This window comes from Streptomyces sp. UNOC14_S4 (assembly GCF_020740835.1).
GTDB lineage: Bacteria > Actinomycetota > Actinomycetes > Streptomycetales > Streptomycetaceae > Streptomyces.
On record NZ_JAINFC010000751.1, the window covers coordinates 1 to 2,642 of the forward strand.

At 72.0% G+C, this 2,642-nt stretch carries 3 protein-coding genes; all 3 read left to right on the forward strand.

Annotated elements, in window-relative coordinates; genetic code table 11:
• A partial coding sequence (gene casA / locus K6I34_RS35290; protein ID WP_229332113.1) for a type I-E CRISPR-associated protein Cse1/CasA occupies positions 1-1,537 on the forward strand: 1,537 nt, incomplete at its 5' end.
• Entirely contained in the window at positions 1,537-2,271 is a 735-nt protein-coding gene (locus K6I34_RS35295) for a type I-E CRISPR-associated protein Cse2/CasB (protein ID WP_229332114.1), read from the forward strand. The genes casA and K6I34_RS35295, both read left to right, overlap by 1 nt.
• A partial coding sequence (locus K6I34_RS35300; RefSeq protein WP_229332115.1) for a type I-E CRISPR-associated protein Cas7/Cse4/CasC occupies positions 2,268-2,642 on the forward strand: 375 nt, incomplete at its 3' end. The genes K6I34_RS35295 and K6I34_RS35300, both read left to right, overlap by 4 nt.

Below are 2,642 nucleotides of genomic sequence, written 5' to 3' on the forward strand. Positions count from 1 at the left end.
CCCCTGGATCGACGTGCGCACCGCCACCTGCTACCGCCAAGTGGGCCTGCGCGCCCTGTTCCTGGGTGCACACACCTTCGACGACCTGGCCCTGGCCGTCCCGCCCGCCGCCTCCGCACTCCTGCGCATCGCGACCGCCATCACCGCCCGTATCACCGGCCTGGACGATGCGGACCTGAGCGCCGGCCAGTGGAACGCCCTGCGCCGTGAACTCCTCACCCGCACCGGCGGCTTCGACCCCGAGGCCGTGCATACCTACTTCGATTCCTACTGCTTCGAGGTCTTCGACCCGGTGCGGCCCTGGCTGCAGGATGCGCTCCTTGCCGAGCAGTGCGACAAAACCGCCGGCATCAACACCCTTGTCCTCGGCCGCCCGGCCGGCAACAACCTGGCCTGGTTCAGCCCCCACACCCACACCGACCGTCACGCGGCACCACTGCCCACCGCCGAAGCCCTGCAGCACCTGCTCGTCCACCACTACTACGGGCGCTCCGGCGGCTGCTCGGCCCGTACCGTCGCCGGGACCAGCCACCCCCGCGGCACCAGCGGCCCCCTGCGCTCGACCGTCTCCTTCCACCCTCTGGGCCGCACCCTGTACGAGACACTGCTGGCCGGGGTCCCCAAGTTCCTCGGCGACGAGCAAACCCTCCCCGACCGGTGCCCGTGGGAAGAGGAGGAACCGCCTGACCCGCAGTGGCCGCTGCCTGTGATCACCTGGCCCGGCAGGCTGCTCACCGGCCGCTCACGTCACGCCGCCCTGCTGGTGCCCGGCAGCGACGGCTCCACCGTGACCGATGCCTACCTGACTTGGGCCACCCAGCACCGCAGGCTGGAAGCCACCGACCCCTACCTCGTCATCCACACGGACCCGAAGAAACCCATCGAACGACGCCGGAGTGTGCGCCGGGCGGACGCGGACCGGGCCTGGTGGCGCGAGCTGGACGCGCTGCTGCTGGCCCCGGACGAACACCGCACCGCCCGCCGCCCTGAGGTCTTCGACACCCTCAACGACCTCCCCGCCCCCGTCCGCCGCTCCCTGCGGGTCCGCGTCCACGGCTTCGACCAGGACACCAAGGTCAACAACCGCCTGTGGTACACCGCGATCACCCCGCCGGTCCTGAACTGGTCCCAGGAGAACGACCCGCAGCGCGCCGAACGCATCGGCCAGTGCTGCCTGGCCGCCGAGCAGACCGGTTTCCGCCTGGCCTTCCTCGCCGACCGGGCCTGGAAAGAGACCACCAGCCCGCAACACGAAGCACCCGCACCCGCCGGGCCGAAACCGCGCACCAGCGGCGCCTGGACAGCCCCCGCCCGCGCCGCGTACTGGGAAAACGCCGAGCCCGTGTTCTGGCGGCTGCTCGACCAGCCCGACACCCCCGCCTACGCCGCGTTCGCCGGCGTGGCCGCGGCCGCACTGCGGCAGGTCACCGCGAGCGCCCGCATCCAGCACCGGGCCGCCGCCCGCGCCGTCGCCGAGGCAGTTGCGGCCCTGCACCGCCGCCCCTCACCCCGCACTCTGGACCGGGAGAACACCTGATGCCCACCACCACCGAACGCCGCCACCACTACCAGACCTTCACCGCCCAGGTGCACCAGCTGTGCACCGACCCCGGCGTCCGCCGCACCCTGCGCGATGGGCGCGGCAGGCCGGTGAAGGACTGCCTGGACCTGCACCGCTACCTCACCCGGCGGACCGCAGGCCACGGCGCCCGGCGCGCCCACTACACGGTCGCCGCACTGATCGCCCTCGCAGACCCGCCCGACCCCCGCCCAGCCGGAGAACACCACCAAGCCGAAGAGCAGAACCAAGAAGAGCACCACCAGCACGCACATCACTGCGCTGACACAGCACCGCACCACCCCGAGCCAGCACCCCCGCACCCCGAAAGTCATGCACCTGACAGGCTAGACGACCGGACCCCGCCTGCCCGCCCGAGCACCGGCCCCGCAGAAGAGAACCCCTACCAGGGCGCCGCCTGGCACCAGCGGCCCAACCTCGGCACGACCCTGGCCACCGCGGTACAGGCCGCCGACTACAACCCGGCCCGCACTGAAGAGATGCTGCGGGTCCTGGTCCACCTCGGCGACGACCAGCTGCACCGACGCCTGCCCTCACTCGTCAAGCGCCTGCTCGACAACGGCCTCACCCCCGACTGGACCGTGCTGCTGGACGACCTCGCCCAGCGCCCCTACGACCGCAACCCCGTCGGCACCCGCTGGCTCGACGCCTTCTACCTCCACCCCGCACACCACACCCCAGGACTGACGTGACCCGCTCCCGATTCCTCGACCTCCACGCCCTGCAGCCCGTCACCGCCGCCAACCTCAACCGCGATGAGGCCCAGGAGCCCAAAACCATCCACCTGGGCGGAGCCATCCGCGGCATGGTCTCCAGCCAGGCATGGAAACGGCCCCTGCGCCTGGAGATGGAGGACGAACTCGGCGAGCCCGCAGCCCGCACCCGCATGCTCCCGGTCGTCCTCGCCGACCGGCTGCGGGGCGAAGGCTGGCCCCGTGAACTCGCCGACTTCGCCGCCGCCCAGATCGCCCGCTCCGCCAAAAGCACCGGCCTGAAGACCAACGCGGCGCAAGGCCACCGGACCCAGGCCATGCTCTACCTCCCCGCCAACGTCACCGCCCCC

Coding starts and splice junctions, on each gene's coding strand:
- K6I34_RS35295 (WP_229332114.1), top strand. CDS start 1,537: ATGCCCACCACCACCGAACGCCGCCACCACTACCAGACCTTCACCGCC.